The 23,653-nt window shown below is 72.2% G+C and carries 26 protein-coding genes; 15 read left to right on the top strand and 11 right to left on the bottom strand.

Annotation, left to right across the window (positions count from 1 at the left end; all coding sequences use genetic code 11):
• Positions 1 to 65 precede the first annotated feature (65 nt).
• Positions 66 to 620 (bottom strand): peptide deformylase, encoded by a 555-nt coding sequence (gene def / locus ACFTXQ_RS22070; RefSeq protein ID WP_382643233.1) that lies wholly within the window; start codon positions 618 to 620, stop codon positions 66 to 68.
• A 123-nt stretch (positions 621 to 743) separates the two neighbouring features.
• Here def and ACFTXQ_RS22065 point away from each other — a divergent pair, with 123 nt between their 5' ends.
• The 6 genes from ACFTXQ_RS22065 to ACFTXQ_RS22040 all read left to right on the top strand — a co-directional run bounded on the left by ACFTXQ_RS22065 (position 744) and on the right by ACFTXQ_RS22040 (position 6,014).
• Positions 744 to 1,982 (top strand): MurT ligase domain-containing protein, encoded by a 1,239-nt coding sequence (locus ACFTXQ_RS22065; RefSeq protein WP_382643231.1) that lies wholly within the window; start codon positions 744 to 746, stop codon positions 1,980 to 1,982.
• Positions 1,983 to 2,010: 28 nt separating this feature from the next.
• Complete coding sequence (locus ACFTXQ_RS22060) at positions 2,011 to 2,739, top strand: type 1 glutamine amidotransferase (protein ID WP_382643229.1); 729 nt, start codon at positions 2,011 to 2,013, stop codon at positions 2,737 to 2,739.
• A gap of 214 nt (positions 2,740 to 2,953) precedes the next feature.
• Entirely contained in the window at positions 2,954 to 3,979 is a 1,026-nt protein-coding gene (locus ACFTXQ_RS22055; protein WP_382643227.1) for a 6-phosphofructokinase, read from the top strand.
• An 89-nt stretch (positions 3,980 to 4,068) separates the two neighbouring features.
• The gene (locus tag ACFTXQ_RS22050; protein ID WP_382643225.1) at positions 4,069 to 5,025 is read left to right on the top strand and encodes a cytochrome c oxidase assembly protein; all 957 of its coding nucleotides are present in this window, start codon (positions 4,069 to 4,071) and stop codon (positions 5,023 to 5,025) included.
• 32 nt (positions 5,026 to 5,057) lie between these two features.
• Complete coding sequence (locus ACFTXQ_RS22045; RefSeq protein ID WP_360898424.1) at positions 5,058 to 5,216, top strand: hypothetical protein; 159 nt, start codon at positions 5,058 to 5,060, stop codon at positions 5,214 to 5,216.
• 87 nt (positions 5,217 to 5,303) lie between these two features.
• Entirely contained in the window at positions 5,304 to 6,014 is a 711-nt protein-coding gene (locus ACFTXQ_RS22040) for a lysophospholipid acyltransferase family protein (protein ID WP_382643223.1), read from the top strand.
• A gap of 64 nt (positions 6,015 to 6,078) precedes the next feature.
• Here ACFTXQ_RS22040 and ACFTXQ_RS22035 read toward each other — a convergent pair whose 3' ends face one another.
• The 7 genes from ACFTXQ_RS22035 to ACFTXQ_RS22005 form a co-directional block, all read right to left on the bottom strand.
• Positions 6,079 to 7,680: an alpha/beta hydrolase gene (locus ACFTXQ_RS22035; RefSeq protein ID WP_382643247.1), complete on the bottom strand. Its 1,602-nt coding sequence runs from the start codon at positions 7,678 to 7,680 to the stop codon at positions 6,079 to 6,081.
• A gap of 247 nt (positions 7,681 to 7,927) precedes the next feature.
• Positions 7,928 to 8,734, bottom strand: coding sequence for an urease accessory protein UreD (locus ACFTXQ_RS22030; RefSeq protein WP_382643221.1), 807 nt, complete (start codon positions 8,732 to 8,734; stop codon positions 7,928 to 7,930).
• Positions 8,731 to 9,417, bottom strand: a complete 687-nt coding sequence (ureG, locus tag ACFTXQ_RS22025; protein WP_382643219.1) for an urease accessory protein UreG — start codon at positions 9,415 to 9,417, stop codon at positions 8,731 to 8,733. The genes ACFTXQ_RS22030 and ureG overlap by 4 nt, the downstream gene beginning before the upstream one ends.
• A gap of 44 nt (positions 9,418 to 9,461) precedes the next feature.
• Entirely contained in the window at positions 9,462 to 10,136 is a 675-nt protein-coding gene (locus ACFTXQ_RS22020; RefSeq protein ID WP_382643217.1) for an urease accessory protein UreF, read from the bottom strand.
• Positions 10,136 to 11,857, bottom strand: coding sequence for an urease subunit alpha (locus tag ACFTXQ_RS22015; protein WP_382643215.1), 1,722 nt, complete (start codon positions 11,855 to 11,857; stop codon positions 10,136 to 10,138). The genes ACFTXQ_RS22020 and ACFTXQ_RS22015 overlap by 1 nt, the downstream gene beginning before the upstream one ends.
• Positions 11,850 to 12,161: an urease subunit beta gene (locus tag ACFTXQ_RS22010; RefSeq protein WP_360869926.1), complete on the bottom strand. Its 312-nt coding sequence runs from the start codon at positions 12,159 to 12,161 to the stop codon at positions 11,850 to 11,852. Before ACFTXQ_RS22010 ends, ACFTXQ_RS22015 begins: the two co-directional genes overlap by 8 nt.
• 15 nt (positions 12,162 to 12,176) lie before the next feature.
• Positions 12,177 to 12,479 (bottom strand): urease subunit gamma, encoded by a 303-nt coding sequence (locus ACFTXQ_RS22005; RefSeq protein ID WP_382643213.1) that lies wholly within the window; start codon positions 12,477 to 12,479, stop codon positions 12,177 to 12,179.
• Between the two features lie 314 nt (positions 12,480 to 12,793).
• On the opposite strand from ACFTXQ_RS22005, the gene ACFTXQ_RS22000 reads away from it, so the two are divergent.
• Positions 12,794 to 13,186 carry a VOC family protein gene (locus tag ACFTXQ_RS22000; RefSeq protein WP_382643211.1) on the top strand — a complete coding sequence of 131 codons (393 nt, stop codon included), beginning with the start codon at positions 12,794 to 12,796 and terminating at the stop codon, positions 13,184 to 13,186.
• Between the two features lie 8 nt (positions 13,187 to 13,194).
• Here ACFTXQ_RS22000 and ACFTXQ_RS21995 read toward each other — a convergent pair whose 3' ends face one another.
• Positions 13,195 to 13,647, bottom strand: a complete 453-nt coding sequence (locus ACFTXQ_RS21995; RefSeq protein ID WP_382643209.1) for an ATP-binding protein — start codon at positions 13,645 to 13,647, stop codon at positions 13,195 to 13,197.
• Positions 13,648 to 13,844: 197 nt separating this feature from the next.
• Between ACFTXQ_RS21995 and ACFTXQ_RS21990 the strand changes: the two genes are divergently transcribed.
• Together ACFTXQ_RS21990 and ACFTXQ_RS21985 are read left to right on the top strand one after the other, a co-directional pair.
• Entirely contained in the window at positions 13,845 to 14,729 is an 885-nt protein-coding gene (locus ACFTXQ_RS21990; protein WP_382643207.1) for a helix-turn-helix domain-containing protein, read from the top strand.
• Positions 14,730 to 14,741: 12 nt separating this feature from the next.
• On the top strand, positions 14,742 to 14,963 hold the full coding sequence (locus tag ACFTXQ_RS21985; RefSeq protein ID WP_382643205.1) for a DUF397 domain-containing protein: 222 nt from the start codon (positions 14,742 to 14,744) through the stop codon (positions 14,961 to 14,963).
• A 6-nt stretch (positions 14,964 to 14,969) separates the two neighbouring features.
• Here ACFTXQ_RS21985 and ACFTXQ_RS21980 read toward each other — a convergent pair whose 3' ends face one another.
• Positions 14,970 to 16,142, bottom strand: coding sequence for an 8-amino-7-oxononanoate synthase (locus ACFTXQ_RS21980; protein ID WP_382643203.1), 1,173 nt, complete (start codon positions 16,140 to 16,142; stop codon positions 14,970 to 14,972).
• A 181-nt stretch (positions 16,143 to 16,323) separates the two neighbouring features.
• On the opposite strand from ACFTXQ_RS21980, the gene bioB reads away from it, so the two are divergent.
• From bioB to ACFTXQ_RS21960, 4 genes are all read left to right on the top strand, one after another.
• Positions 16,324 to 17,571, top strand: a complete 1,248-nt coding sequence (bioB, locus tag ACFTXQ_RS21975) for a biotin synthase BioB (protein ID WP_382643201.1) — start codon at positions 16,324 to 16,326, stop codon at positions 17,569 to 17,571.
• A complete protein-coding gene (locus tag ACFTXQ_RS21970; protein ID WP_382643199.1) occupies positions 17,564 to 18,889 on the top strand; it encodes an adenosylmethionine--8-amino-7-oxononanoate transaminase in 1,326 nt (441 codons plus the stop codon). Before bioB ends, ACFTXQ_RS21970 begins: the two co-directional genes overlap by 8 nt.
• Before the next feature lie 11 nt (positions 18,890 to 18,900).
• Positions 18,901 to 19,662, top strand: coding sequence for a dethiobiotin synthase (gene bioD, locus ACFTXQ_RS21965; RefSeq protein ID WP_382643197.1), 762 nt, complete (start codon positions 18,901 to 18,903; stop codon positions 19,660 to 19,662).
• Positions 19,663 to 19,868: 206 nt separating this feature from the next.
• A complete protein-coding gene (locus ACFTXQ_RS21960; protein ID WP_382643195.1) occupies positions 19,869 to 20,525 on the top strand; it encodes a class I SAM-dependent methyltransferase in 657 nt (218 codons plus the stop codon).
• 31 nt (positions 20,526 to 20,556) lie between these two features.
• Here the strand turns inward: ACFTXQ_RS21960 and ACFTXQ_RS21955 are convergent, their stop codons facing one another.
• Positions 20,557 to 21,015 (bottom strand): GNAT family N-acetyltransferase, encoded by a 459-nt coding sequence (locus tag ACFTXQ_RS21955; protein WP_382643193.1) that lies wholly within the window; start codon positions 21,013 to 21,015, stop codon positions 20,557 to 20,559.
• A 241-nt stretch (positions 21,016 to 21,256) separates the two neighbouring features.
• Between ACFTXQ_RS21955 and ACFTXQ_RS21950 the strand changes: the two genes are divergently transcribed.
• Both ACFTXQ_RS21950 and ACFTXQ_RS21945 read left to right on the top strand, forming a co-directional pair.
• Positions 21,257 to 22,597 (top strand): hemolysin family protein, encoded by a 1,341-nt coding sequence (locus ACFTXQ_RS21950; protein WP_382643191.1) that lies wholly within the window; start codon positions 21,257 to 21,259, stop codon positions 22,595 to 22,597.
• The gene (locus tag ACFTXQ_RS21945; protein ID WP_382643189.1) at positions 22,594 to 23,619 is read left to right on the top strand and encodes a hemolysin family protein; all 1,026 of its coding nucleotides are present in this window, start codon (positions 22,594 to 22,596) and stop codon (positions 23,617 to 23,619) included. The genes ACFTXQ_RS21950 and ACFTXQ_RS21945 overlap by 4 nt, the downstream gene beginning before the upstream one ends.
• Positions 23,620 to 23,653: the final 34 nt, after the last annotated feature.

The following is a 23,653-nucleotide window of genomic DNA, read 5'->3' as shown; positions in this document are numbered from 1 at the left end:
GGCTCCGCCCGGACCCGCGCCTCAAACGCCGGCAAGGCTGAAGTTGCCCCGGCGAGACCAAGCGGTCAGCCGGGCAGCGACGCGGTGCCCCAGGGGGTCTTCCGGATGGCCCGCCGCAGGCGGCGGGCCCGGAGGCCCGTCACCCGGTCCGCATAGACGACACCGTCCAGGTGATCGCACTCGTGCTGCAGGCACCGCGCGAAGAACCCGCTCCCGGAAATCCGCACGGCCGCCCCGTCCGACGTCACGCCCTCGACGACCGCCTGGTCGAAGCGAGCCGTCCCGGCCTCCAGCCCCGGCAGGGACAGACACCCCTCGGGCCCGACGAACTCGTCTCCGTCGGCGGAAACCAGCCGCGGGTTGACTACGTGCCCCACGTGCCGGACATCCTCGTCATCGGGGCAGTCGTACACGAACACCCGCTGCCCGACGCCGATCTGGTTCGCCGCGAGGCCGACCCCCTCGGCCGCGTACATCGTCGCGAACATGTCCTCGATGAGCCGGTCGAGCGCCGGGCCGAATTCGGTGACCTCCGCGCAAGCGGAATGGAGCACCGGATCGCCCAGCAGGCTCATGGTGCGGACGAGTCCGGTGGTACCGGGAATGGGGCGCTGTCGCATGGCGGTAAGGGTACGACGGGCGACTATATGAGGAGATCTGCCGTGGCGTGGGGGCGCCGCGGTCAAGGCTCCGGCAGGTACTGGATAGGCTGGGGCCGACCGACGCAAGGAGGACAAGGGACGATGGCAGGCAACACGGAGCCGCTTTCGCCGCGGGCCAAGCTGGCCGTGACGGCGGGCAAGGCCGCGGCGGCGGTGTCGCGGGCCGCGGGACGCGGAAGCGGATCGGTGATCGGTGGCAAGGTCGCACTCAAACTCGACCCCGATCTTCTCGGCGCGCTGGCGCAGCACCTCGACGTCGTCCTCGTCTCCGCGACGAACGGCAAGACCACGACGACCCGGCTGATCGCGGAGGCCCTGCGCGCCAGCGGCCCCGTCGTCTCGAACGCGCTCGGCGCGAACATGCCGGCCGGCATCACCTCCGCCCTCGCCGGCGGCTCGGACGCCAAGTACGGCGTCATCGAGGTCGACGAGAAGTACCTGGCCGGGGTGGCCCGGGACGTCACCCCCAAGGTGATCGCCCTGCTCAACCTCTCCCGCGACCAGCTGGACCGCGCCGCCGAGACCCGCATGCTCGCGGAGAAGTGGCGCGAGGGCCTCCAGGGCTCCAAGGCGGTCATCGTCGCGAACTGCGACGACCCGCTGATCGTCTGGTCCGCCTCCTCCTCCCAGAACGTGGTGTGGGTCGCGGCCGGCCAGGAGTGGAAGGACGACGCCTGGTCGTGCCCCTCCTGCGGCGGTGTCATGCAGCGCCCGGGCGACGACTGGTTCTGCGGCGAGTGCGGCTTCCGCCGCCCCACCCCGACCTGGGTGCTCTCCGGCGACCACGTCCTGGACCCGCACGGCTCGGCCTGGCCGATCCACCTCCAGCTGCCGGGCCGCGCCAACAAGGCCAACGCCGCCACCTCGGCCGCCGTGGCCGCGGTCTTCGGCGTCCCGCCGCAGGTCGCGCTGGAGCGCATGTACCAGGTGCAGGCCGTCGCCGGCCGCTACGACGTGGTCAACTTCCAGGGCCGTGAGCTGCGCCTGCTGCTCGCGAAGAACCCGGCGGGCTGGCTCGAAACGTTTTCGCTGATCGACCCGCCGCCGGCTCCGGTGATCCTCTCGGTGAACGCGCGCGGCGCCGACGGCACCGACACCTCCTGGCTGTGGGACGTGGACTACCCGCGCCTGGTGGGCCACCCGATCTTCGTGATCGGCGACCGCAAGCTGGACCTCGCGGTCCGCCTCGAGGTCGCGGGCCTGGACTTCCGGGTGTGCGAGACCCTCGACGAGGCCGTGCAGCTGGCGCCGCCCGGGCAGATCGAGCTGATCGCCAACTACACCGCCTTCCAGGACGTGCGCCGCCGCGTCGGCAACTAGTACTCATACCTCCAGAGGACACACGAGCATGAGCGACAACAGCCTGCGTCTGGTGTGGGTCTACCCCGACCTGCTGAGCACGTACGGAGACCAGGGCAACGCCCTGGTGGTGGAGCGCCGGGCGCGCCAGCGCGGCCTGGACGTGCAGCGCGTGGACGTGCGCAGCGACCAGCCGATCCCCACCTCCGGCGACATCTACCTGATCGGCGGCGGCGAGGACCGGCCGCAGCGGCTGGCCGCGGAGCGCCTGCTGCGCGACGGCGGCCTGCAGCGGGCCGTCTCGAACGGGGCGATCGTCTTCTCCGTCTGCGCCGGGTACCAGATCCTCGGCAAGGAGTTCGTCAACGACATGGGCGAGCGCCAGGAGGGCCTCGGCCTGCTGGACGTCGTCACCGTGCGCGGTGAGGGCGAGCGGTGCGTCGGCGACGTCCTCGCCGACATCGACCCGCGGCTCGGCCTGCCCCAGCTGACGGGCTTCGAGAACCACCAGGGCGTCACCCACCTCGGCCCGACGGCCCGCCCGTTCGCCCGGGTGACCATGGGCCGCGGCAACGGCACCGGGGACGGCACCGAAGGCGCGTACAACGACACGGTGTTCGGCACGTACATGCACGGCCCCGTGATGGCCCGCAACCCGCAGATCGCGGACCTGCTGCTGAAGCTGGCCCTCGACGTGAACGCGCTGCCGGCCATAGACGACCGGTGGTACGAGGCGCTGCGCGCCGAGCGCATCGCGGCGGCGACGCAGCCCGCCTAGCACCGCACGGGCCGCTCATCGGGGCGGCCCCGCCATCATCTGTTCGGCCCGGTTTTCCCTTGGGGGAACCGGGCCGACGTCGTTTCGTACGACGAGTACGACCAGCTTGTGGAGGATGGTTCAGTCCACTGCTCCACCGCTTGTAGGGTGGCCGTAGTTCCAACCGGACGACGTGGTCCGGTCGTCGGCCCACGTTGCAAAGGTCTGTTCTGCCATGCGCATAGGTGTGCTCACTTCCGGTGGCGACTGCCCCGGCCTCAATGCCGTCATCCGCTCCGTCGTGCACCGCGCCGTCGTCGACCACGGCGACGAGGTGATCGGCTTCCACGACGGCTGGAAGGGCCTGCTGGAGGCGGACTACCGCAAGCTCGACCTCGACGCCGTCGGCGGCATCCTCGCCCGCGGCGGCACCATCCTCGGCTCCTCCCGGGTGCAGCCCGCGCACCTGCGCGACGGCGTGGAGCGCGCCCGCGGCCATGTCGCCGACCTGGGCCTGGACGCCATCATCCCGATCGGCGGCGAGGGCACCCTGAAGGCCGCGAACCTGCTCTCGCAGGCCGGTCTGCCGATCGTCGGCGTCCCGAAGACCATCGACAACGACATCGCGTCCACCGACGTCACCTTCGGCTTCGACACGGCCGTCGGGGTCGCCACCGAGGCGCTGGACCGGCTGAAGACCACCGCCGAGTCCCACCAGCGCGTGATGGTCGTGGAGGTCATGGGCCGCCACACCGGGTGGATCGCCCTGCACTCGGGCATGGCGGCCGGCGCGCACGCGATCGTCGTGCCGGAACGCCCCTTCGACATCGAGGAGCTGACGGCGATCGTCGGCGAGCGCTTCTCCGCGGGCAAGCGGTTCGCGATCGTCGTGGTCGCCGAGGGCGCCAAGCCGCGCCCCGGCTCGATGGAGTTCCACGAGGGCGGCACCGACCAGTACGGCCACGAGCGGTTCGCCGGCATCGGCAACATCCTCGCCGTGGAGCTGGAGCGGCGCCTGGGCAAGGAGGCCCGGCCGGTCATCCTGGGCCACGTCCAGCGCGGCGGCACGCCGACCGCGTACGACCGGGTGCTCGCCACCCGCTTCGGCTGGCACGCCGTGGAGGCCGCGCACCGCGGCGAGTTCGGCATGCTGACCGCGCTGCGCGGCACGGACATCGAGATGGTGCCGCTCGCCGAGGCGACCTCGACCCTCAAGACGGTTCCGGCCGAGCGGTACGACGAGGCGCAGACGGTTCTGTAACCGTATGCCCCTTACGGCCGCCCCCGCGCGCACGAGCGTACGGGGGCGGCACTACTGTGGTGGGGCGCCACAGTCAAGGGAGTGAATGGATGGACCACAGCGGGCACGGCATGGACATGAACATGGACCTGCCGCCGTTCACTCTCGGGCGCGGGCTGGAGTTCTCCTTCGACGCCTTCTTCCTCTTCGGGTCCCTGATCGGGCTGGCGCTGTACGGATGGGGCGTGCTGCGGCTGCGCCGCCGCGGGGACTCCTGGTCGGCGGGCCGGACCGCCGCCTTCACCACCGGCGTGCTGACGGTGGTCCTGGTGATGTGCACCAAGCTGAACGACTACGGCATGGTCATGTTCAGCGTGCACATGGTCCAGCACATGGTGATCAGCATGGTCACCCCGATCCTGCTGCTCCTCGGCACCCCGGTGACGCTGGCGCTGCGCGCGCTGCCGCCCGCCGCGCGCGGCCACAAGGGGCCGCGCGAACTGCTGCTGGTGCTGCTGCACAGCCGCTACATGCGCGTGGTGACCCATCCGGCGTTCACGATCCCGATGTTCATCGCGAGCCTGTACGCCCTGTACTTCACCCCGCTCTTCGACTTCCTCATGGAGAGCCGGACCGGGCACATCGCGATGATGGTGCACTTCCTCGCCGTCGGCCTGATCTTCTTCTGGCCGATCATGGGCATCGACCCGGGCCCGCACCGCCCCGGCTACGTGATGCGGATGCTGGAGCTCTTCGCGGGCATGCCCTTCCACGCCTTCTTCGGCATCGCGCTGATGATGGCGAGCGAGCCGATGATCAAGACGTACGAGAACCCGCCGGCCTCGCTGGGGATCGACGCGCTGCTCGACCAGCAGTGGGGCGGCGGCATCGCCTGGGCGTTCAGCGAGATCCCCTCGGTGCTGGTGCTGATCGCGCTGGTCTACCAGTGGTACCACTCGGAGCAGCGGGCGGCGAAGCGCTCCGACCGGGCCGCGGACCGTGACGGGGACCAGGAGCTGGAGGCGTACAACTCGTATCTCGCCTCGCTCCAAGCGCGTGGCCAGTAGCGGAGGACCGCCTTCGCGCGCAACCATGGGGCATGACCGGATCCGTTAAGGCGATGGCCGTCATGACCTTCGCCGCTCTGGTGGCCGTCGCCACGTATTCCGTGGTCCTCGGCAGCAACGGCTGGCTGTGGTTCGGCTGGGTGGTGCTGGGGCTGCTGACCGCCGGGATGGCCGCTTCCCGCAACGTTTGACGAACATCGCGCCCGCCCACCGCTCGGGCCCGTGACTCACCGTCCGTAAGCTGGACGTGACAACGGGATATCGATGGGAGCGGCTTGGTGTTCTACCACTTGCTCAAGCACGTGTTGCTCGGCCCGCTGCTGCGGCTGCTGTTCAGGCCGCGGATCGAGGGTCTGGAGAACATCCCGGCGGAGGGCGCCGCGATCGTCGCGGGCAATCACCTCTCGTTCTCCGACCATTTCCTGATGCCCGCGATCCTCAAGCGGCGGATCACCTTCCTCGCCAAGGCCGAGTACTTCACCGGCCCGGGGGTCAAGGGGCGGCTCACCGCCGCGTTCTTCCGCAGCGCCGGGCAGATCCCCGTGGACCGCTCCGGGAAGGACGCCGGGCAGGCGGCGCTGCGCGAAGGGCTGGGGGTGCTGGCCAAGGACGAGCTGCTGGGCATCTATCCGGAGGGCACGCGCTCGCACGACGGGCGGCTGTACAAGGGCAAGGTGGGCGTGGCCGCCATGGCCCTGGGCGCCGGGGTGCCGGTCATCCCGTGCGCGATGCTCGGCACCTTCGAGATCCAGCCGCCCGGGCAGAAGATCCCGAAGATCCGGCGGGTGACGATCCGCTTCGGCGAACCGCTGGACTTCTCGCGGTACGCGGGCATGGAGGGCGAGCGGGCCGTCCTGCGGGCCGTCACCGACGAGATCATGTACGCGATCCTCCGCCTGTCGGGCCAGGAGTACGTCGACCGGTACGCGACCGAGGTCAAGGCCGAGGCAGAGGCCGAACGGAAGAAGGCCCGGCGCTCGGGGCGCTGAGCCTTCTCCCGTCACTGCGGCGTCGGGGACGCTCCCGTCACTGCGGCGTCGGGGACGCTCCCGGCTAGCGGACGGCCGGGAGCTCCTCACGGGCCGGCAGGTCCGAGGCGGGGGCCTCGGCCGTCAGGGCCTTCGCGGCGGCCGGAGCCGGCGGGACCGGAGTGGCGTGCGGACCGCACTTCACGTCCTGGGCGTCGACCTTGCCGGTGAGCAGGTAGGCGTCGACCCGGGTGTTGATGCAGGGGTTCACCAGGCTGGTGACACCGTGCGAGCCGGCGTTCTGCTCGGTGATCAGGCGCGAGCCGGCCAGCCGCTTGTGCAGCGAGACGGCACCGTCGTACGGCGTGGCCGCGTCGCGCTCCGACTGGACGATCAGGACCGGCGGCAGACGGCGCTTGGCGCCGACCTCGATCGGGCTGCTCTGCTTGGACTTCCAGGTCGCGCAGGGCAGGTTCATCCACGCGTTGGACCAGGTCAGGAACGGGTACTTCTCGTGCAGCTTGCTGTTGTCCCGGTCCCACTTGGCCCAGCTGGTCGGCCACTTGGCGTCGGCGCACTCGACGGCGGTGTAGACCGCGTTGCCGTTCTCCGAGGTGGCGTTGCCCTTGGTGTCGGACATGTCCGGGGCGATCGCCTCGATCAGCGGCTTCTCGTCACCGGCGACGTACGCGCTGAACGCCTGCGCGACCGGGACCCAGGAGGAGTCGTAGTACGGGGCGCCCTGGAAGAACCCGATGAGCTCCGCCGGGCCGACGACGCCGCCGAGCGGGTTGGCCTTGGCCTTGGCGCGCAGCTCCTGGTACTTGGCCTCGACCTTGGCGCGGGTGTCGCCGATGTGGAAGACGGCGTCGTTCTTCGCGACCCAGTCCTGCCAGTCGTTCCAGCGCATCTGGAAGGCGACGTCCTGGCCGAGGTTGGCCTCGTACCAGATGTTGTCCTGGTCCGGGTTGACGACGCTGTCGACGATCATGCGGCGCACGTGGGTCGGGAAGAGGGTCGCGTAGACCCCTCCGATGTAGGTGCCGTAGGAGACGCCGAGGAAGTTCAGCTTCTTCTCGCCGAGGGCGGCGCGGATGACGTCGAGGTCGCGCGCGGTGTTCGGCGTGGTCATGTGCGGCAGCATCTCGCCGCTGCGCTCCTTGCAGCCGTCCGCGTATTCGGCGGCGAGCTTGCGCTGGGCGCGCTTGTCGGCCTCGCTCGACGGGACCGGGTCGGCCTTGGGCGCCTTGACGAACTCCTGCGGGTCGATGCAGGAGATGGGCGCGGAGTGGCCGACGCCGCGGGGGTCGAAGCCCACGAAGTCGTACGCCTTGGAGGTGTTGACCCACAGCGGGCTCTTGGTGGTGACCCGGCGCGGGAAGCGCATGCCGGAACCGCCGGGGCCGCCGGGGTTGTAGATGAGCGCGCCCTGGCGCTCCTCCGGGGTGCCCGTGCTGCCGATCCGGTCGACGGCGAGGTCGATGGTCTTGCCGAACGGCTTGGTGTAGTCGAGCGGAACCTTCACCCAGCCGCACTGGATGGGCTTTTCGAAGCCCCAGTCCGCGGGACAGTCCTTCCACTCGATCCCGGTGCGGGCGGCGCGGGCGGCGGCGATCTGGACGCCGACCGCCTCCGCGGCCCCGTTGTCACGGCCGGCCGAGGCCGCCGAGGCGGACGGCGCGAGCATCAGGCCCGCCGCCAGCGTGCCGGTGATCAGTGTGGCGGCGCTCCCCAGCGCCGCGGTGCGTATCACGTGGTTGTTCCCCCTGCGTCAGGTGCCGCCATCGGCGGCCGGATGCGGTCGTTGTGGTCGTCCGCGTGCAGGGGGATCCTTGCGCCTGACCTGGACCTGGGAACAGACCAGGGTCCAGTTCTTTGCCAACCCGATAACCGGAGAGGCGTGTACCGCTGAGCGGTGTCTGTTTCGTCCGTAACTACGCCTGCCGCGGCGGGCCGTAGCCGCGGGCGGCCTCGTCGAGGAGTTCACGCAGCCGCAGGGCGTCGGGAGCGAGGGCCGTGACGAGCACCGCGGGGCCGGCCAGCGGGGTGACCACGGCGAACTCCCCCAGCACGCCCGCGGCGGGCGGGTCCTGCTCGAAGGCCGGGTCCACGATCAGGAGTTGTCCCAGCGCCCGGTGGCCCGCGAGTCCGGCCGGGCCGTCCCAGCCGCCGGGCGCGCCGGGGCCGCAGGTGAGCTCCTGGTCCAGCAGCGGGCGGCCGCCGCGGGTGGCGGTGAGCCGGCTGCGCAGCAGGCCCGGGGCTTCCCCGCAGCGGCCCAGCACCTGCTCCTCGCGGAGCAGGAGCCGGGCGGTGGGTGCCAGTTGGACCTGGGTGTGCACGCGCAGGTCGCTGCCGCGCACGGAGACCAGCGGCTCCGGCAGCCACCGCACCGACGCCCCCTCCTCCACGGTCAGGCGTACGTCGTACCGCGCGGGTTCGCCGCCCCGGCCTGGCAGGGCCAGGGTGGCCGCCGCCGAGGCGAGGGCGAGGTGCGCCCCGGGCCCGGCGGTGGCCTCCACGGTCAGGTGGTCACCGCCCAGCGGGGCGGTCATCGCGCCGACCAGCATGACCCCGGCCTCGGGTCCCGCGCCCCGGGTGCGGCGCAGCGCGAGCGGGCCCTCGCCGGCCAGCAGCGGGAGGGCGGTGCCGCCCCGCCCGTCGGCGGTCGCGTGGATGCGGGCGGTGGCCCGCAGGCCCGCCGCGGGCGGGGCCGCGGCTTCGGTGCCGAGTAGGGCGGTCACCGTACGGTCCAGGCCGCGATCCGCTCGCGCACCCAGGCGGCCACCGGGGCCACCCCTTCGGGGCCGCGCAGCGACTGGAAGGCGACGGGCAGTTCACCGCGCTGCTCGGCCGCGTCGCGGGCCATCCGGTCCAGGTCGGAGCCGACGTGCGGGGCGAGGTCGGTCTTGTTGACGACGAGCAGGTCGGCGGTGGTGACGCCGGGGCCGCCCTTGCGCGGGATGTCGTCGCCGCCGGCCACGTCGATGACGAAGATCTGGGCGTCGACCAGGCCCCGGGAGAACGTGGCGGTGAGGTTGTCGCCGCCGGATTCGACGAGGATCAGGTCGAGGGGGCCGACCGTCTCCTCCAGCTCCTCCACGGCCTCCAGGTTGGCGGAGATGTCGTCGCGGATGGCGGTGTGGGGGCAGGCGCCGGTCTCGACGGCGCTGATCCGCTCGGGCGGCAGCACGGCCTCGCGGAGCAGGAACTCGGCGTCCTCCCGCGTGTAGATGTCGTTGGTGACGACCGCCATGGACAGTTCGGCGCGCAGGGCGCGGCACAGGGCGGCGACGGTGGCGGTCTTGCCGGAGCCGACCGGTCCGCCGAGTCCGATGCGCAGGGCGCGCCGGGTGCCGTCGGCGCGGACCGGGTCGGCGCTGTGGGTGTGCCGGTGGGGGTAGGTCACACCGTGGTCGAGGTGCATGGGGGGTCTCCTTGGGGGGTGGTCTGGCTGGCCGGTCGGGGCGCTCAGGAGGCGAAGAGGCGTACCGGCCAGTCGGCATGGACCTCGGCCGCGATCTCCAGCAGGGGCGAGGAGGCCGCGGGCAGGCAGTCCGTGCCGTCGCAGCGGGCCCGGTGCGCGGCTTGTGCCGCCCGGGCCGCCACGGCGTCGAGTTCGGGGGTGAGGCGGGCCAGGACCCCGCTCGCCTCGAAGGGGTCCAGGCCCAGCAGCCGCACGGTCGCGGTGGCCGGGCCGCCGATGCTCTCGTACGCCGCCACGTGCGCGGCGTCGAGCGGCCCGAGCCCGGCCGCCCGGGCGGTGAGGCCGAGCACCACGGGCTGGTGGGCGCCGCGCGGGAACGCGGCGGCCAGTGCCTCCAGCTCGGGGTGGGGCCAGGTGGCCCGGGCGGCGCGCAGCAGCTGCCGGCCGAGCCGCCGGGCCGCGGCGCGCAGGGCGGGTGAGGGGGTACGGGCGTCGGCCGCGGCGTCGAGCTCCGCGGGGTCGAGTCCGAGGGCGCCGGCCGCGGCGAGCGCGGCGGCGGTGAGTCCGGCGGTGTGCAGCCGGCCCCGGCAGTAGTCCTCCAGGGTGGCGGCGTCGCGGATGCGGCCCGCCTTGCAGGCGGCCTCGGCCCCGCCGGAGTGCGCGTGGCCTCCGGCGGGGAAGCGGCCGTCCGCGAGGACGAGGAGTGCGGCGAGGCTCATCAGAAGAGGAAGTATCTCTGTGTCATGGGCAGTTCGGCGGCGGGCGCGGGCTCCACCGCCTCTCCGTCGATGGTGACGGTGAAGGTGTCGGCGTCGACCTCGACCCGCGGCATGGCGTCGTTGTTGCGCATGTCCGCCTTGCCCACCTTCCGGGTGCTTTCGATCGCCGTGAACTGCTTGGCGAGTCCGAGGCGTTCGGGCAGTCCGTCGTCGAGGGCGGCCTGCGCGGTGAAGTTGAGCGAGTTGAGGGCGGGCGCGCGCCCGTGGCTGCCGAACATCGGGCGGGGCATGACCGGCTGCGGGGTGGGGATGGAGGCGTTGGCATCGCCCATCTGCGCGTAGGCGATCTGGCCGCCCTTGACGACCACTTCGGGTTTGACCCCGAAGAAGGCCGGGTTCCACAGCACGAGGTCGGCGAGCTTGCCGGTCTCGACGGAGCCGATCTCCCGGGCGAGCCCCTGGGCGACGGCGGGGTTGATCGTGTACTTGGCGACGTAGCGGCGGGCCCGGTGGTTGTCGGCCGGTCCGTCGCCGGGGAGGAAGCCGCGCCGCTTCTTCATCACGTGGGCGGTCTGCCAGGTGCGCAGGACGACCTCGCCGACGCGCCCCATGGCCTGGGAGTCGGAGGAGATGATCGAGATGGCCCCGAGGTCGTGCAGGACGTCCTCGGCCGCGATGGTGGAGGGCCGGATCCGGGATTCGGCGAAGGCGAGGTCCTCGGGGACGGCCGGGTTGAGGTGGTGGCACACCATCAGCATGTCGAGGTGCTCCTCGACGGTGTTGACCGTGTGCGGCCGCGTGGGGTTGGTGGAGCTGGGCAGGATGTTGGGCTCGGAGACCACGGTGATGATGTCGGGCGCGTGCCCGCCGCCCGCGCCCTCGGTGTGGTACGAGTGGATGGTCCGCCCCGCGATCGCGGCGAGGGTGTCGCCGACGAAACCGGCCTCGTTGAGGGTGTCGGTGTGGATGGCGACCTGGGCGCCGGTCTCCTCGCAGACGCTCAGGCAGGCGTCGATGACGGCGGGGGTGGACCCCCAGTCCTCGTGGAGCTTGAAGCCGAGTGCGCCGCCGCGGAGCTGGGAGTGCATGGCCTCGCGGGACATCGTGTTGCCCTTGCCGAGCAGGCCGATGTTGACGGGGTAGGCCTCCAGCGCCGCGAACATCCGGGCCAGGTGCCAGGGTCCGGGGGTGACGGTGGTGGCCTTGGAGCCCTCGGCGGGTCCGGTGCCGCCGCCGACCAGGGTGGTGATCCCGGAGGCGAGCGCCGCTTCGATGACGGTCGGGGAGATGAAGTGGACGTGGGCGTCGATGGCACCGGCCGTGACGATCTTCCCGTTGCCCGCGATGATCTCGGTCTCGGGGCCGATGACGAGCGCCGGGTCCACGCCGTCCATGGTGTCGGGGTTGCCGGCCTTGCCGATGCCGCAGATGCGGCCGTCGCGGATGCCGATGTCGGCCTTGACGATGCCCCAGTGGTCGAGGATCACGACGCCGGTGATCACGGTGTCGGGAGCGCCCTCGGCGCGGGTGGTGCGGGACTGGCCCATGGATTCGCGGATCACCTTGCCGCCGCCGAAGACGGCCTCGTCGCCGGCCCGGCCGGGGCCGCCGCTGAGGTCCTGTTCGATCTCGACGAAGAGGTCGGTGTCGGCCAGCCGGATCCGGTCGCCCCGGGTCGGCCCGAAGAGGTCGGCGTACACCTGGCGGGAGATCTCAGCCATCGAGCGGCCCTCCGGTCTCCCCGCGCAGTCCCGGTACGGTGCGCAGCCCGGCCAGCGGTACGAGTTCCACGGCGACCGGGATGCCCGGTTCGAAGCGGACGGCGGTGCCGGCCGCGATGTTGAGCCGCAGCCCGCGGGCGGCGGAGCGGTCGAAGTCGAGGCCGGGGTTGGCCTCGGCGAAGTGGTAGTGGGAGCCGACCTGGACGGGCCGGTCGGCGGCGTTGAGCACGGTGAGGCGGGTGACGGGACGGCCCTCGTTGAGGAGCACCGGCCCGTCCCCGTAGGCGATTTCGCCGGGGATCATGCGGATTGCTCCTCTTCAGACGATCGGGTCGTGGACGGTGACGAGCTTGGTGCCGTCCGGGAAGGTCGCCTCGACCTGGACGTCGTGGATCATCTCGGGGATCCCCTCCATGACCTCCTCACGGCTGAGCACGGTACGGCCGGAGGCCATCAGCTCGGCCACGGTCCGCCCGTCGCGGGCGCCTTCGAGAATGTGACAGGTGATGAGCGCGATGGCCTCGGGGTGGTTGAGGAGCACCCCCCGCGCCCGTCTCCTCTCGGCCACGTCCGCAGCCACGTGGATGAGCAGTCTTTCCTGCTCGTGCGGTGTCAGTTGCACACGTATCACCAAGTTTCCGGGACAAGATCAAGATCGCGCCGGGGCGACCCTATCGGCCGTCAACACTTTGTTGACCTGCACATATCCGAGCCAAGCGTGTCTTGCCCAACGCAGAGAAAGGCTTTCCGTCCCGACCACCGCGGCTTTACCGGATCATGGGTGATCATTGGCGGAAGCGCGTTGGACCACGGTATGCGCCGTGGTTTTCCGCCGCGTTAACCCACGTTTCGGGGAGGTACCCGGTTCAATCCGGTTGCCGTCTTGGCCCCGTTCCGTATACGGAGGACCACTCGGAACACCGATCAAGGAGACGCATGTTCGTCAATCCCGTCCGGCACATCACCTTCGACGCCCACGATCCCTACAGGATCGCCGAATTCTGGTCCGCCGTGACCGGCTTCCCGATCCACCCCGATGACCTCGAAGGGGACGACCAGGTCCTGCTCGACCCCGACCGGCCGGACGTGCCGGGCCTGCTGTTCATCCGGGTGCCGGACACCAAGTCCGTCAAGAACCGGGTGCACCTGGACATCCAGCCCGCCACCGGCACGCGGGACGAGACCGTCGAGCGCCTCGTGGCGCTGGGCGCGAAGATCGTGGACGACCAGCGGGCCGAGGACGGCGTCCTGGGCTGGGTGGTGCTCGCCGACCCCGAGGGCAACGAACTGTGCATCGAGCGCAGCGCGGTGGAGCGCGGCCTCGTCTGAGCCCGTTCTCAGCAGCCGGTGGCGGTCCTGGCCGGCGTCGCCGCGACCGTCCAGGGAAGCGCGATCCAGACCGTCTTGCCCCCGTCCTCGGTGGGGCTGACCGAGAGGCGGCCGCCGGCCTCCGCGGCGAGCCAGCGGATGATGACCATCCCCCGGCCGTTGTCCTGCTGGACGGCGGCCGGGAGCCGCTTGGGCCAGCGCGGGTGGCTGTCCGTGACGCCGACGCGCAGCCACTCCTCGCGCTCCAGCCGGATGTCTACGGTGAAGGTCGGCGACTGGCCGAAGGTGTGCTGCACGGCGTTGGTGGCGAGCTCCGAGACGATCAGCCGGACACTGTCGGCGGTCTCGGCGTCATCGGGAAGCCCCCATTCGCCCAGCACCTGCGCGACGTAGCGTCGGGCGGCGGCGACCGAGGCGGGATCGCTCGGCAGAGTGACGGATGCTTCCTGGTGATCTGCCATGGCGACGGTCCCTTTCCCACCGGGGCCGAACGGCCCCGGATCTGTGCTGGACGCCAGAGTGCCACCCATCGTGCCGCCGCATCCGCCGTTCCCCCAAGATATGCATATATCTGTCGCTCAATGCGGTGAACTCTGCTACGGAAGAGCGTATTTGGACGGCAGACTGGTGCGAGCTGTGCCGGTGGAAGGAGGCGGGTGTGCAGCACGGTCCCGCGGTGCGTCGGCGCAAGCTCGGCGAGGAACTGCGTGCCCTGCGCGACCGGTCCGGACTCACCAGTGGTGAGGCCGCCCGGATCGCGGGATGGCACCAGTCGAAGATCAGTCGTATCGAGACGGGGCGCAGCGGCGTCAAACCCGAGGACATCCGGCTGCTCCTGGACGTCTACGGGGAGATCGTGAGCCCCGAGCAGCGCGCCCTGCTGGAGGCGCTGTCGGCCTCGGCCGCGGGCCCCGGCCCGGGCGGCGACACCGGGCGGGGACGCCAGTGGTGGCACGACTACCGGGGGCTGCTGCCCCAGGAGTACCGGGACTTCATCAGTCTGGAGGCGGGGGCGAGCGCGGCGCGCACCGTGGAACTGTCCGTGGTCCCGGGACTGCTGCAGACCGCCGGGTACGCGCGGGCGGTGACCCGGGCCGCGCTGGGCGGGCTGCCCGAGCCGAAGGTGGACGCGCTGGTCGACGTACGGCTGGCCCGGCAGTCGGTGCTGCGGGCGGATCCGCCGCTGGAGCTGAGCGCCGTACTGGACGAGGCGGTGCTGCGCCGGCAGATCGGCGGGCCGGGCGTGATGGCGGAGCAGCTGCGGCACCTGGCGGAGGTGGGGCGGCTGCCCCAAGTGCGACTACAGGTGCTGCCGTTCAGCGTGGGGGGTCATCTCGGCCTCACCGGACCGTTCGTCATTTTCTCATTTCCGAACATCGCCGATCTGGATGTGGTGGTGCTCGACCATTTGACGAGTAGCCTCTATCTGGAGCGGAAGGAAGACCTAGAGGCGTACAGCGCCGCGTTCCGCACCATCCAGGAACACGCCCTCCCGCCCCAGGACTCGTCGGATCTCATCAGCTCACTTGCTGACGACGCGTAAGGAGGCACCCCCGTGTCCGCAACCCCCTTATCGATCAGCGGACTTCTGATCAGCGCGCGGTGGCGGCGGAGCAGCCGCAGCACCGGAATGAACAACTGTGTGGAAGCGGCCGCCCTCGGTGGCGGCCTGCTGGCCGTCCGCGACTCCAAGCGGACGGACGGCCCGGCCGTGCTCTTCACCGGGCCGGCCTGGAACGGCTTCATCGCTTCCGTACGGGCGGACGTGCTCCCGTAGCTCCGCCTACCGGTCCGTGGCTCCGGCAGGGGCGGTCCGCAGGATCGTCGCCACGGCCCGGGTGATCTCCTCCCCCGTGAGATCCCCCCGGGCGGTCAGCCGCAGTCGGGAGATGCCGTCCGGCACCGACGGCGGCCGGAAGCACCCCACGGACAGACCTGCCTCGCGGCAGTCGGCGGCCCACTGCAGTGCCGCCGGGGCCGACGGGGCCCGAACCGACACCACGGCCGCGTCCGGCCGGGCCGCGGTCAGGCCGGACGCGGTGAGCCGCCCGTACAGCTGGGCGGCCACCTCGCGGGCGCGGCCGGCGCGTTCCGGTTCCCGCCGGAGCAGGCGCAGGCTCGCCAGCGCCGCGCCCGCGGCGGCCGGGGCCAGCCCGGTGTCGAAGATGAACGTGCGCGCGGTGTTGACCAGGTGGCGGATGACCTTGGCCGGACCGAGCACCGCCCCGCCCTGGCTGCCCAGGGACTTCGAGAGCGTCAGCGTGGCGACCACGTCGGGCGCGCCCGCGAGCCCGGCCGCGTGCAGCGCGCCGCGGCCGCCCTCCCCCAGCACGCCCAGCCCGTGCGCGTCGTCCACGACCAGCGCCGCGCCCTCGTCGCGGCAGGCGGCGGCGTACCCGGCGAGCGGGGCGGCGTCCCCGTCGACGGAGAACACGGAGTCGCTGACCAGCAGGGCCCGCCCCTCGTGCGCGGCGAGCGTCTTGCGCGCGGCCTCCGGATCGGAGTGCGGGACGATGGCGGTCTCGGCGCGGGACAGGCGGCAGCCGTCGACGATCGAGGCGTGGTTCCCGGCGTCGGAGACGACCAGCGTGCCCCGGTCGCTGAGCGCGGTCACGGCGGCCAGGTTGGCCGCGTATCCGGAGGACAGGACCAGTGCGGCCTCGAATCCGCAGAAGTCCGCGAGCTCGCGTTCGAGCTGCGCGTGCAGCTCCGTCGTGCCCGTCACGAGACGCGATCCGGTGGCTCCGGCCCCCCACCGCTCGGCCGCCTCGCGCGCGCCGCGGACGGTCTGCGGATGCCGGGACAGACCGAGGTAGTCGTTGCTCGCGAGGTCCAGGAGCGGCGACTCGGCCGGCCTCGGGCGCAGCGTGCGGACGAGCCCGGCCCGTTCGCGGGCGCCCTCCGCGGCGTCGATCCAGGAGAAGACGTCCACCTGATCGGGAGTGGGCTGGGGCATCGGCGCGTCCTCTTGTTTTGTCGGCAGTCCACAGACCTGCCCGACCCTAACCGCCGGGACTTTGCACGACCCTAGCCGCCGGGGCTTGAGTGTCAGGTGTGGCGATACACACACTCCCAACCGGCCATGTTGTGCGATCTCTCCTTGGCCGGGAGTGGGGGTGTGGTCCAGGATCGGCAATATGGACCTGCTGAACACCCTGGTGGACAAGGGGCTGCGGCGCGAGCTGCCGACCCGTGAAGAGGCGCTCGCCGTACTGGCGACGTCCGACGACGAACTGCTCGACGTGGTGGCCGCGGCCGGCAAGGTGCGCCGCCAGTGGTTCGGGCGTCGGGTCAAGCTGAACTACCTGGTCAACCTGAAGTCGGGCCTGTGCCCGGAGGACTGCTCCTACTGCTCCCAGCGGCTCGGTTCGAAGGCCGAGATCCTCAAGTACACGTGGCTGAAGCCGGACGAGGCCTCCCAGGCCGCCGCGGCCGGCGTCGCGGGCGGCGCGAAGCGGGTCTGCCTGGTCGCGAGCGGCCGCGGGCCGACGGACCGGGACGTGGAGCGCGTCGGCAAGACGATCGCGGCGATCAAGGAGCAGAACGAGGGCGTCGAGGTCTGCGCGTGCCTCGGCCTGCTCTCGGACGGCCAGGCGGAGCGGCTGCGCGAAGCGGGCGCCGACGCGTACAACCACAACCTCAACACCTCCGAGGCGACGTACGGGCAGATCACCAAGACCCACACCTACGAGGACCGGGTCGACACGGTGCAGAAGGCGCACGCCGCCGGCCTGTCGGCGTGCTCGGGCCTGATCGCCGGCATGGGCGAGAGCGACGAGGACCTGGTCGACGTCGTCTACGCGCTGCGGGAGCTGGACTCGGACTCGGTGCCGGTCAACTTCCTGATCCCCTTCGAGGGCACCCCGCTCGCCAAGGAGTGGAACCTCACCCCGCAGCGCTGCCTGCGGATCCTCGCGATGGTCCGCTTCGTCTGCCCCGACGTGGAGGTCCGGATCGCGGGCGGCCGCGAGGTGCACCTGCGCTCGATGCAGCCGCTCGCGCTGAACATCGCCAACTCCATCTTCCTCGGCGACTACCTCACCAGTGAGGGCCAGGCCGGACAGGCCGACCTCGACATGATCGCGGACGCCGGTTTCGAGGTGGAGGGCGCCGGTACGACCACGCTCCCGGCCCACCGGGCCGACGTGGCGGAGGCGGCCACGGCGGGCGGCTGCGGTTCGCACGGTGGCGGCGCCTCCCTGTGCGGCTCGGCCGGCTCCGGCGACAGTGCGGCGGAAGCCGGGTGCGGTTCGGCCTGTGGTGGCTGCTCCGGGCACGCGGAGACGGCGCCCGTACCGGCGCAGGCGGAGGCCGGGGAGGTGCGCTCCGATCTGGTGGCGGTGCGCCGTCGTGGCGCGGGGACGGACCTCGCCCCCAATGCCTGATCAGCTTCAGCCGGAGTCGGACTGCGCGGAACTGCTCGCGCTGGACCGGCAGCACGTCTGGCACCCGTACGGTCCGATGCCCGGGCGGCAGGAGCCGCTGGTCGTCGACTCCGCCTCCGGGGTGCGGCTGCGGCTCGCGGATCCGGCCGGGCAGGGGCAGGGCCACGCCGAACTGGTCGACGGCATGTCCTCCTGGTGGTCGGCGATCCACGGCTACAACCACCCGGTGCTGAACGAGGCCGCGAGCGCGCAGCTGGGCCGTATGTCGCACGTGATGTTCGGCGGGCTCACCCATGAGCCCGCCGTGCGGCTGGCGGCCCGGCTGGTGGAGATCACCCCGCCGGGGCTGGAGCACGTGTTCCTCTGCGACTCGGGCTCGGTCTCGGTCGAGGTCGCGGTCAAGATGTGCCTCCAGTACTGGCGTTCGCTCGGCCGGACGGGCAAGACCCGGCTGCTGACCTGGCGCGGCGGCTACCACGGGGACACCTGGCAGCCGATGGCCGTCTGCGACCCCGAGGGCGGCATGCACGAGCTGTGGCAGGGCCACCTGCCGCGGCAGGTCTTCGCGGACGCGCCGCCCGGCGGCTTCGACACGCCCCTGGACCCGGCGTACCACGACCACCTCCGCTCCCTGATCGCCGCGCACGCGGACGAACTGGCCGCGGTCATCGTGGAACCGGTGGTGCAGGGGGCGGGCGGCATGCGCTTCCACAACCCGGCCCACCTGCGGGTGCTGCGCGAGCTGTGCGACGAGTACGACGTCCTCCTGATCCTCGACGAGATCGCGACGGGCTTCGGCCGTACGGGCGCGCTCTTCGCGGCCGACCACGCGGGGATCACCCCGGACGTGCTGTGCCTGGGGAAGTCCCTGACGGGCGGTTACCTCACCCTCGCCGCGACCCTGTGCACGGAGCGGGTGGCCGACGGCATCTCGCAGGGCTCGGTCCCCGTGCTCGCGCACGGCCCGACCTTCATGGGCAACCCGCTCGCCGCGGCCGTGGCGCTCGCGTCGATCGACCTGCTCCTGGCCCAGGACTGGCCGACCGAGGTCAAGCGCATCGAGGCGGGGCTGCGCGAAGGCCTGGCGGCCGCCGAGGAGTTGCCCGGGGTGCGGGAGGTTCGCGTCCTGGGCGCGATCGGCGTGGTCCAGCTGGACCACGAGGTCGGCATGGCGGCGGCCACCCGCGCTGCGGTCCGGGAGGGCGTCTGGCTGCGCCCGTTCCGCGATCTGATCTACACGATGCCCCCGTTCGTCACCGGTGACGACGATGTGGCCCGCATCTGCCGCGCGGTGGTCGCGGCGGCTCAGGAAGGCTAAGGAAAACGGACATGTCCACCCCATCCATCCTCATGGTGTCCGGAACGGGCACGGAGATCGGCAAGACGGTGGTCACGTCTGCGATCGCGGCCGCCGCCGTGGCGGCCGGCCGCTCGGTCGCGGTGCTCAAGCCCGCCCAGACGGGGGTCGGCCCGGACGAGCCGGGGGACGCCGCGGAGGTGGTCCGCCTGGCGGGCCCCGCCGTCACGGCGGTGGAACTGGCCCGCTACCCGGAGCCGTTGGCGCCGGACACGGCGGCCCGCCGTGCGGGGCTGCCCACGGTCTCCCCCGCGCGGATCGCCGAGGCGGCGGGCCGCCTCGCCCTCTCCCACGACCTGGTCCTGGTGGAGGGCGCGGGCGGCCTCCTGGTCCGCTTCGACGAGGCGGGCAACACCCTGGCCGACGCGGCGCGCCTGCTCGGGGCCCCGGTCCTGATCGTCGCCCCGGCGGGCCTCGGCACCCTCAACTCCACCGCCCTGACGGCGGAGGCCCTCCGGGCCCGGTCCCTGACCCCGCTCGGCGTGGTCGTCGGCAGCTGGCCGGCCGCCCCGGACCTGGCCTCCCTCTGCAACCTGGCCGACCTCCCCGAGGTCTCGGACACCCCCCTCCTGGGCGCCGTCCCCCAGTCCGCCGGCACGCTCCCCCCGGCCCTCTTCCGCACCGACGCCCCCACCTGGCTCTCCCCCACCCTCGCGGGCACCTGGTCCCCCACCGACTTCCTCACCACGTGGCCCACCCCGCCCGGCGGCACATCCAGCCCCGCCGGCGCTTGAGGCGCGGGGCCCGGGGCGGAGCCCCGATCCTTGAGCGGCACAAACCCACCCAGCCGAGCCAAAACCAGCCGCGCCGGCGCTTGAGGCGCGGGGTCCGGGGCGGAGCCCCGTGGAGCCCGGGCGCCGCCGGGCCCGCCAGGCGTGAGGCGCAGCCGACCGGGCACCCTGGAGGTACCGGCCCCCACCGCCGCCCCCGGAGGTCCGTCATGCCGCGCCGCCCCCGCGACCCCATCCACCACCCCCTCTTCGCCCGCTTCTACGCCCGCTTCAGCGAAACGGCCGACACCCGCGCCGGCGTAGCCGCCCTCCGCACCGAGCTCCTCCACGGCGTCTCCGGCCGCGTCATCGAGATCGGCGCCGGCAACGGCCTCAACTTCGCCCATTACCCCCGCGCCGTCTCCGAGGTCGTCGCCGTCGAACCGGAACGCACCCTCCGCCGCCTCGCGGCCTCCGCCGCGCTCCACGCCGAGGTCCCCGTGGACGTCGTACCCGGCGCCGCCGAAGCCCTCCCGGTCAAGAGCGAGGCCTTCGACGCGGCCGTCGCCTCGCTGGTGCTGTGCACCGTACGGGACCTGCCGCGCTCCCTCGCCGAGCTGCACCGCGTGCTCCGCCCCGGCGCCGAACTCCGCTTCTTCGAGCACGGCCTCGCCCCCGGCCCCGGCATGGCCGCCTTCCAGCGCGCCCTGGACCGGACCGTCTGGCCGCACCTCTTCGGCGGCTGCCACACGGCCCGCGACCCGCTCGCCTCGATCGAGGCCGCCGGTTTCCGGATCGTCTCCCAGCGCAGCTTCCGGCTGCCCGAGCGCGGCCCTGCCCTGCCCACCTCGTACTGCGTCATCGGCGAGGCCCGCCGCCTGGACTGAGCCGGCGGGCCTCGGCGGGCCACGGCGCGCCCTACGCGAACGGCTTCACCCACCGCCGCCAGTGGTCCTCCCTGCGGTACCCGGCGGCGGCCCACGCCCGGTGGGCCCGCTCGTTCTCCTCCAGCACCATCGCGTCGCCGCGCCGCCCGCCCGCCGCCAGGAAGCGCCGCTCGGCCGCTTCCAGCAGCGCGCTGGCGATCCCCTGCCGGCGCCGGGACGGCAGTACGGCCAGCCGGTACAGCGAGCACCGCCAGCCGTCGTAGCCTGCGATCACCGACCCGACGAGGACCCCGTCCGCCTCCGCGAGGATCAGCGCGTCGGGATCGCGCGTGACGAGCCCGGTCACCCCGTCCACGTCGTCCGTGATCGACGTGCCCTCGGCGGCTTCCTTCCAGAAGGCGAGCACGCCCTCCGCATCGGCCGGCACCGCGGTCCGGATCCGGAACCGGGGACGGGGCTGAAGCTCGGGTTCAGTTTCAGTCGGGTTCATGATCGGGAGCCAAGCACGCCCGCACCACGGCCCGCCACCGACTTCCGCCCTGCGAGACTGGACAAAAGAATGATCCGATCTCTTTGCCGGTCCTTTACCCTGTAGGCAACGGTTCCTCCCTCTCCCCCGAAAGGTGTGAGCGTCCGCCCATGGGCGAGCCTCCCAGTCCACGACACATCCGCAGCCGACACCGCGCGATACCCCTCCTCCTGGCTGATCATGGGACGGAGGTGATCGACCGATGACCGAAGTCCTCCTGCTCGTCGTGGCGCTGCTCCTCTGTCTGGCCTGCGGAGTCTTCGTCGCGGCCGAGTTCTCGCTGACCACCATCGAGCGCAGCGAGCTCGAAGAAGCCGTCGAGCGCGGCGAGCGCGGGGCCGACAGTGCCCTCGCGGCCGTCCGCACCCTGACGTTCCAGCTGTCCGGCGCCCAGCTCGGCATCACCGTGACCGGCCTGGTCATCGGCATGATCTCCAAGCCGTCCATCGCCGCCCTGCTCGAAGGCCCGTTCAAGTCCATGGGGTTTTCGGCGGGCGCCGCCTCCTCCACCGCCCTGGTCCTGGCCACCGTCCTGTCGACCGTCGTCCTGATGGTCGTCGGCGAGCTGGTCCCCAAGAACTGGGCGATCTCCTCCCCGCTGGCCATCGCCAAGCGCGTGGCGACCTCACAGCGGGTGTTCAGCCGGGCCTTCAGGCCTCTGATCAGCCATCTCAACACCACCGCGAACCACATGGTGCGCCGCTTCGGCATGGAGCCGGCCGAGGAGCTGGCCTCCGCGCGCACCCCGCAGGAGCTGGTCGCCCTGGCGCGGCACTCCGCGAAGGCGGGCGCCCTGGAGAAGGACACCGCCGAGCTGTTCGTGCGGACCTTGAACCTGGCCGACCTGACCGCCGAGAACGTGATGACCCCGCGCGTCCAGGTCACCGCCCTCGACGTGCAGACCACCGCCGAGGACGTGGCGAACGCGACGATGGCCACCGGCCTGTCCCGCTTCCCGGTCTACCGGGGCAGCCTCGACACCGTCGTCGGGACCGTCCACATCAAGGACGTGCTGGCGCTGCCCGCGGAGGAGCGCCACCGCCACCCGGTGTCGCAGCTGCTGCGCGAGCCCCTCCTCGTACCGGAGTCGCTGACCGTGGACCGGCTGCTGGACCGGCTGTCCGGCAAGCAGACGATGGCCGTGGTCATCGACGAGTACGGGGGCACGGCCGGGGTGGCCACGCTGGAGGACATCGTCGAGGAGGTCGTCGGCGAGGTGCGCGACGAGCACGACCCGCACGAGACCCCGGACCTGGCCCCGGCCGGCACGGACGCCTCCGGGCGCCTGCTCTACTCCGCCGACGGAGCCGCCCGCACCGACCAGCTGGAGCGGATCGGACTGCGCGTGCCGGACGGCCCGTACGAGACGCTCGCCGGCCTCCTGGCGACCGAGCTGGGCCGCATCCCGGCCGTCGGCGACCGTCTGGAACTGGACGGCTGGCAGCTCGACGTCGTCGACGCGAGCGGGCGGCGCGCCGCCCGGGTACTGCTGCACATGCCGGCCGGGACGGCCGGCGGCAAGGACGGGGAGGAGGGCCGATGACCGCGGTCCAGTTGCTGATCGGCCTGGCGACCCTGGTCGTCAACGCCTTCTTCGTCGGCGCCGAGTTCGCGCTGATCTCGGTCCGGCGCAGCCAGATCGAGCCCTACGCCGAGCAGGGCGACCGGCGGGCCCGCGCCGTCCTGTGGGGTCTGGAGCACGTGTCGGCGCTGATGGCGGCGGCCCAGCTCGGCATCACCCTGTGCACCCTGGTGCTGGGTGTGGTCGCCGAACCGGCGATCGCGCACCTGCTGTCCCCGCTGCTGGACGCGGTCGGGGTGCCCTCAGGGGTGACGCACGCGATCTCCTTCGTGGTGGCGCTGGCCCTGGCGACGTACCTGCACATGCTCTTCGGCGAGATGGTGCCGAAGAACGTGGCGCTGTCCGAGCCGGTGCGCACCGCACTGCTGCTGGGGCCGCCGCTGGTGACCCTGACGCGGGCGCTGCGGCCGGTGATCTTCGCGATCAACGCCTTCGCCAACGCCCTGCTGCGCCTGCTGCGCGTGGAGGTGAAGGACGAGGTCGCGGCGACCTTCTCCGACGACGAGCTGGCGCGGATGGTCAAGGACTCCAGCAACGCGGGGCTCCTGGACGACCGGGCGACCGAGCGCCTGCACGACGCCCTGGAGCTGGGCCGCCGGCCGGTGACCGATGTGGTGCTGCCGGCGGACCGGGTGGTCTCCGCCCGGGAGGGCATCACCCCGACCGGGCTGGAGCGGCTGTCGGCCGAGTCCGGGTACTCCCGGTTCCCGGTGGTCGACGCGCAGCACGGGATCCTGGGCTACCTGCACGTCAAGGACGCCCTGGACGCGGACGTGGAGGCGCGGGACGAGCCCTTCCCGGTGTCGGCGCTGCGCACGATCGCGCAGGTGCGCGCCGAGACCCCGCTGGACGACGTGCTGACCGCGATGCGGCGCAGCCGTACGCACCTGGCGGCGGTCCTCGGGGCGGACGGCACCATGACGGGCCTGGTGACGATGGAGGACGTGCTGCGGGAGCTCTTCGGAAGGCCCGCCTCCGCCTGACCGGTGCGGTACCCGGCCCTGCGGGGCCGGGCTA

The organism is Streptomyces sp. NPDC057010, from assembly GCF_042673805.1.
GTDB lineage: Bacteria > Actinomycetota > Actinomycetes > Streptomycetales > Streptomycetaceae > Streptomyces.
This window is presented reverse-complemented; position numbering and strand designations above follow the sequence as displayed.

Bases quoted from the DNA above. Each gene is read 5' to 3' on its own strand.
- ACFTXQ_RS21995 (WP_382643209.1), bottom strand. From the start codon at position 13,647: ATGGCAGATCACCAGGAAGCATCCGTCACTCTGCCGAGCGATCCCGCC.
- ACFTXQ_RS22045 (WP_360898424.1), top strand. From the start codon at position 5,058: ATGACCGGATCCGTTAAGGCGATGGCCGTCATGACCTTCGCCGCTCTG.
- ACFTXQ_RS22015 (WP_382643215.1), bottom strand. From the start codon at position 11,857: ATGGCTGAGATCTCCCGCCAGGTGTACGCCGACCTCTTCGGGCCGACC.
- ACFTXQ_RS21950 (WP_382643191.1), top strand. From the start codon at position 21,257: ATGACCGAAGTCCTCCTGCTCGTCGTGGCGCTGCTCCTCTGTCTGGCC.
- ACFTXQ_RS22060 (WP_382643229.1), top strand. From the start codon at position 2,011: ATGAGCGACAACAGCCTGCGTCTGGTGTGGGTCTACCCCGACCTGCTG.
- ureG (WP_382643219.1), bottom strand. From the start codon at position 9,417: ATGCACCTCGACCACGGTGTGACCTACCCCCACCGGCACACCCACAGC.
- def (WP_382643233.1), bottom strand. From the start codon at position 620: ATGCGACAGCGCCCCATTCCCGGTACCACCGGACTCGTCCGCACCATG.
- ACFTXQ_RS21945 (WP_382643189.1), top strand. From the start codon at position 22,594: ATGACCGCGGTCCAGTTGCTGATCGGCCTGGCGACCCTGGTCGTCAAC.
- bioB (WP_382643201.1), top strand. From the start codon at position 16,324: ATGGACCTGCTGAACACCCTGGTGGACAAGGGGCTGCGGCGCGAGCTG.
- ACFTXQ_RS21960 (WP_382643195.1), top strand. From the start codon at position 19,869: ATGCCGCGCCGCCCCCGCGACCCCATCCACCACCCCCTCTTCGCCCGC.
- ACFTXQ_RS22065 (WP_382643231.1), top strand. From the start codon at position 744: ATGGCAGGCAACACGGAGCCGCTTTCGCCGCGGGCCAAGCTGGCCGTG.
- ACFTXQ_RS22020 (WP_382643217.1), bottom strand. From the start codon at position 10,136: ATGAGCCTCGCCGCACTCCTCGTCCTCGCGGACGGCCGCTTCCCCGCC.
- ACFTXQ_RS21970 (WP_382643199.1), top strand. From the start codon at position 17,564: ATGCCTGATCAGCTTCAGCCGGAGTCGGACTGCGCGGAACTGCTCGCG.
- ACFTXQ_RS22035 (WP_382643247.1), bottom strand. From the start codon at position 7,680: ATGCTCGCGCCGTCCGCCTCGGCGGCCTCGGCCGGCCGTGACAACGGG.
- bioD (WP_382643197.1), top strand. From the start codon at position 18,901: ATGTCCACCCCATCCATCCTCATGGTGTCCGGAACGGGCACGGAGATC.
- ACFTXQ_RS22010 (WP_360869926.1), bottom strand. From the start codon at position 12,161: ATGATCCCCGGCGAAATCGCCTACGGGGACGGGCCGGTGCTCCTCAAC.
- ACFTXQ_RS21980 (WP_382643203.1), bottom strand. From the start codon at position 16,142: ATGCCCCAGCCCACTCCCGATCAGGTGGACGTCTTCTCCTGGATCGAC.
- ACFTXQ_RS22055 (WP_382643227.1), top strand. From the start codon at position 2,954: ATGCGCATAGGTGTGCTCACTTCCGGTGGCGACTGCCCCGGCCTCAAT.
- ACFTXQ_RS22000 (WP_382643211.1), top strand. From the start codon at position 12,794: ATGTTCGTCAATCCCGTCCGGCACATCACCTTCGACGCCCACGATCCC.
- ACFTXQ_RS21955 (WP_382643193.1), bottom strand. From the start codon at position 21,015: ATGAACCCGACTGAAACTGAACCCGAGCTTCAGCCCCGTCCCCGGTTC.
- ACFTXQ_RS22050 (WP_382643225.1), top strand. From the start codon at position 4,069: ATGGACCACAGCGGGCACGGCATGGACATGAACATGGACCTGCCGCCG.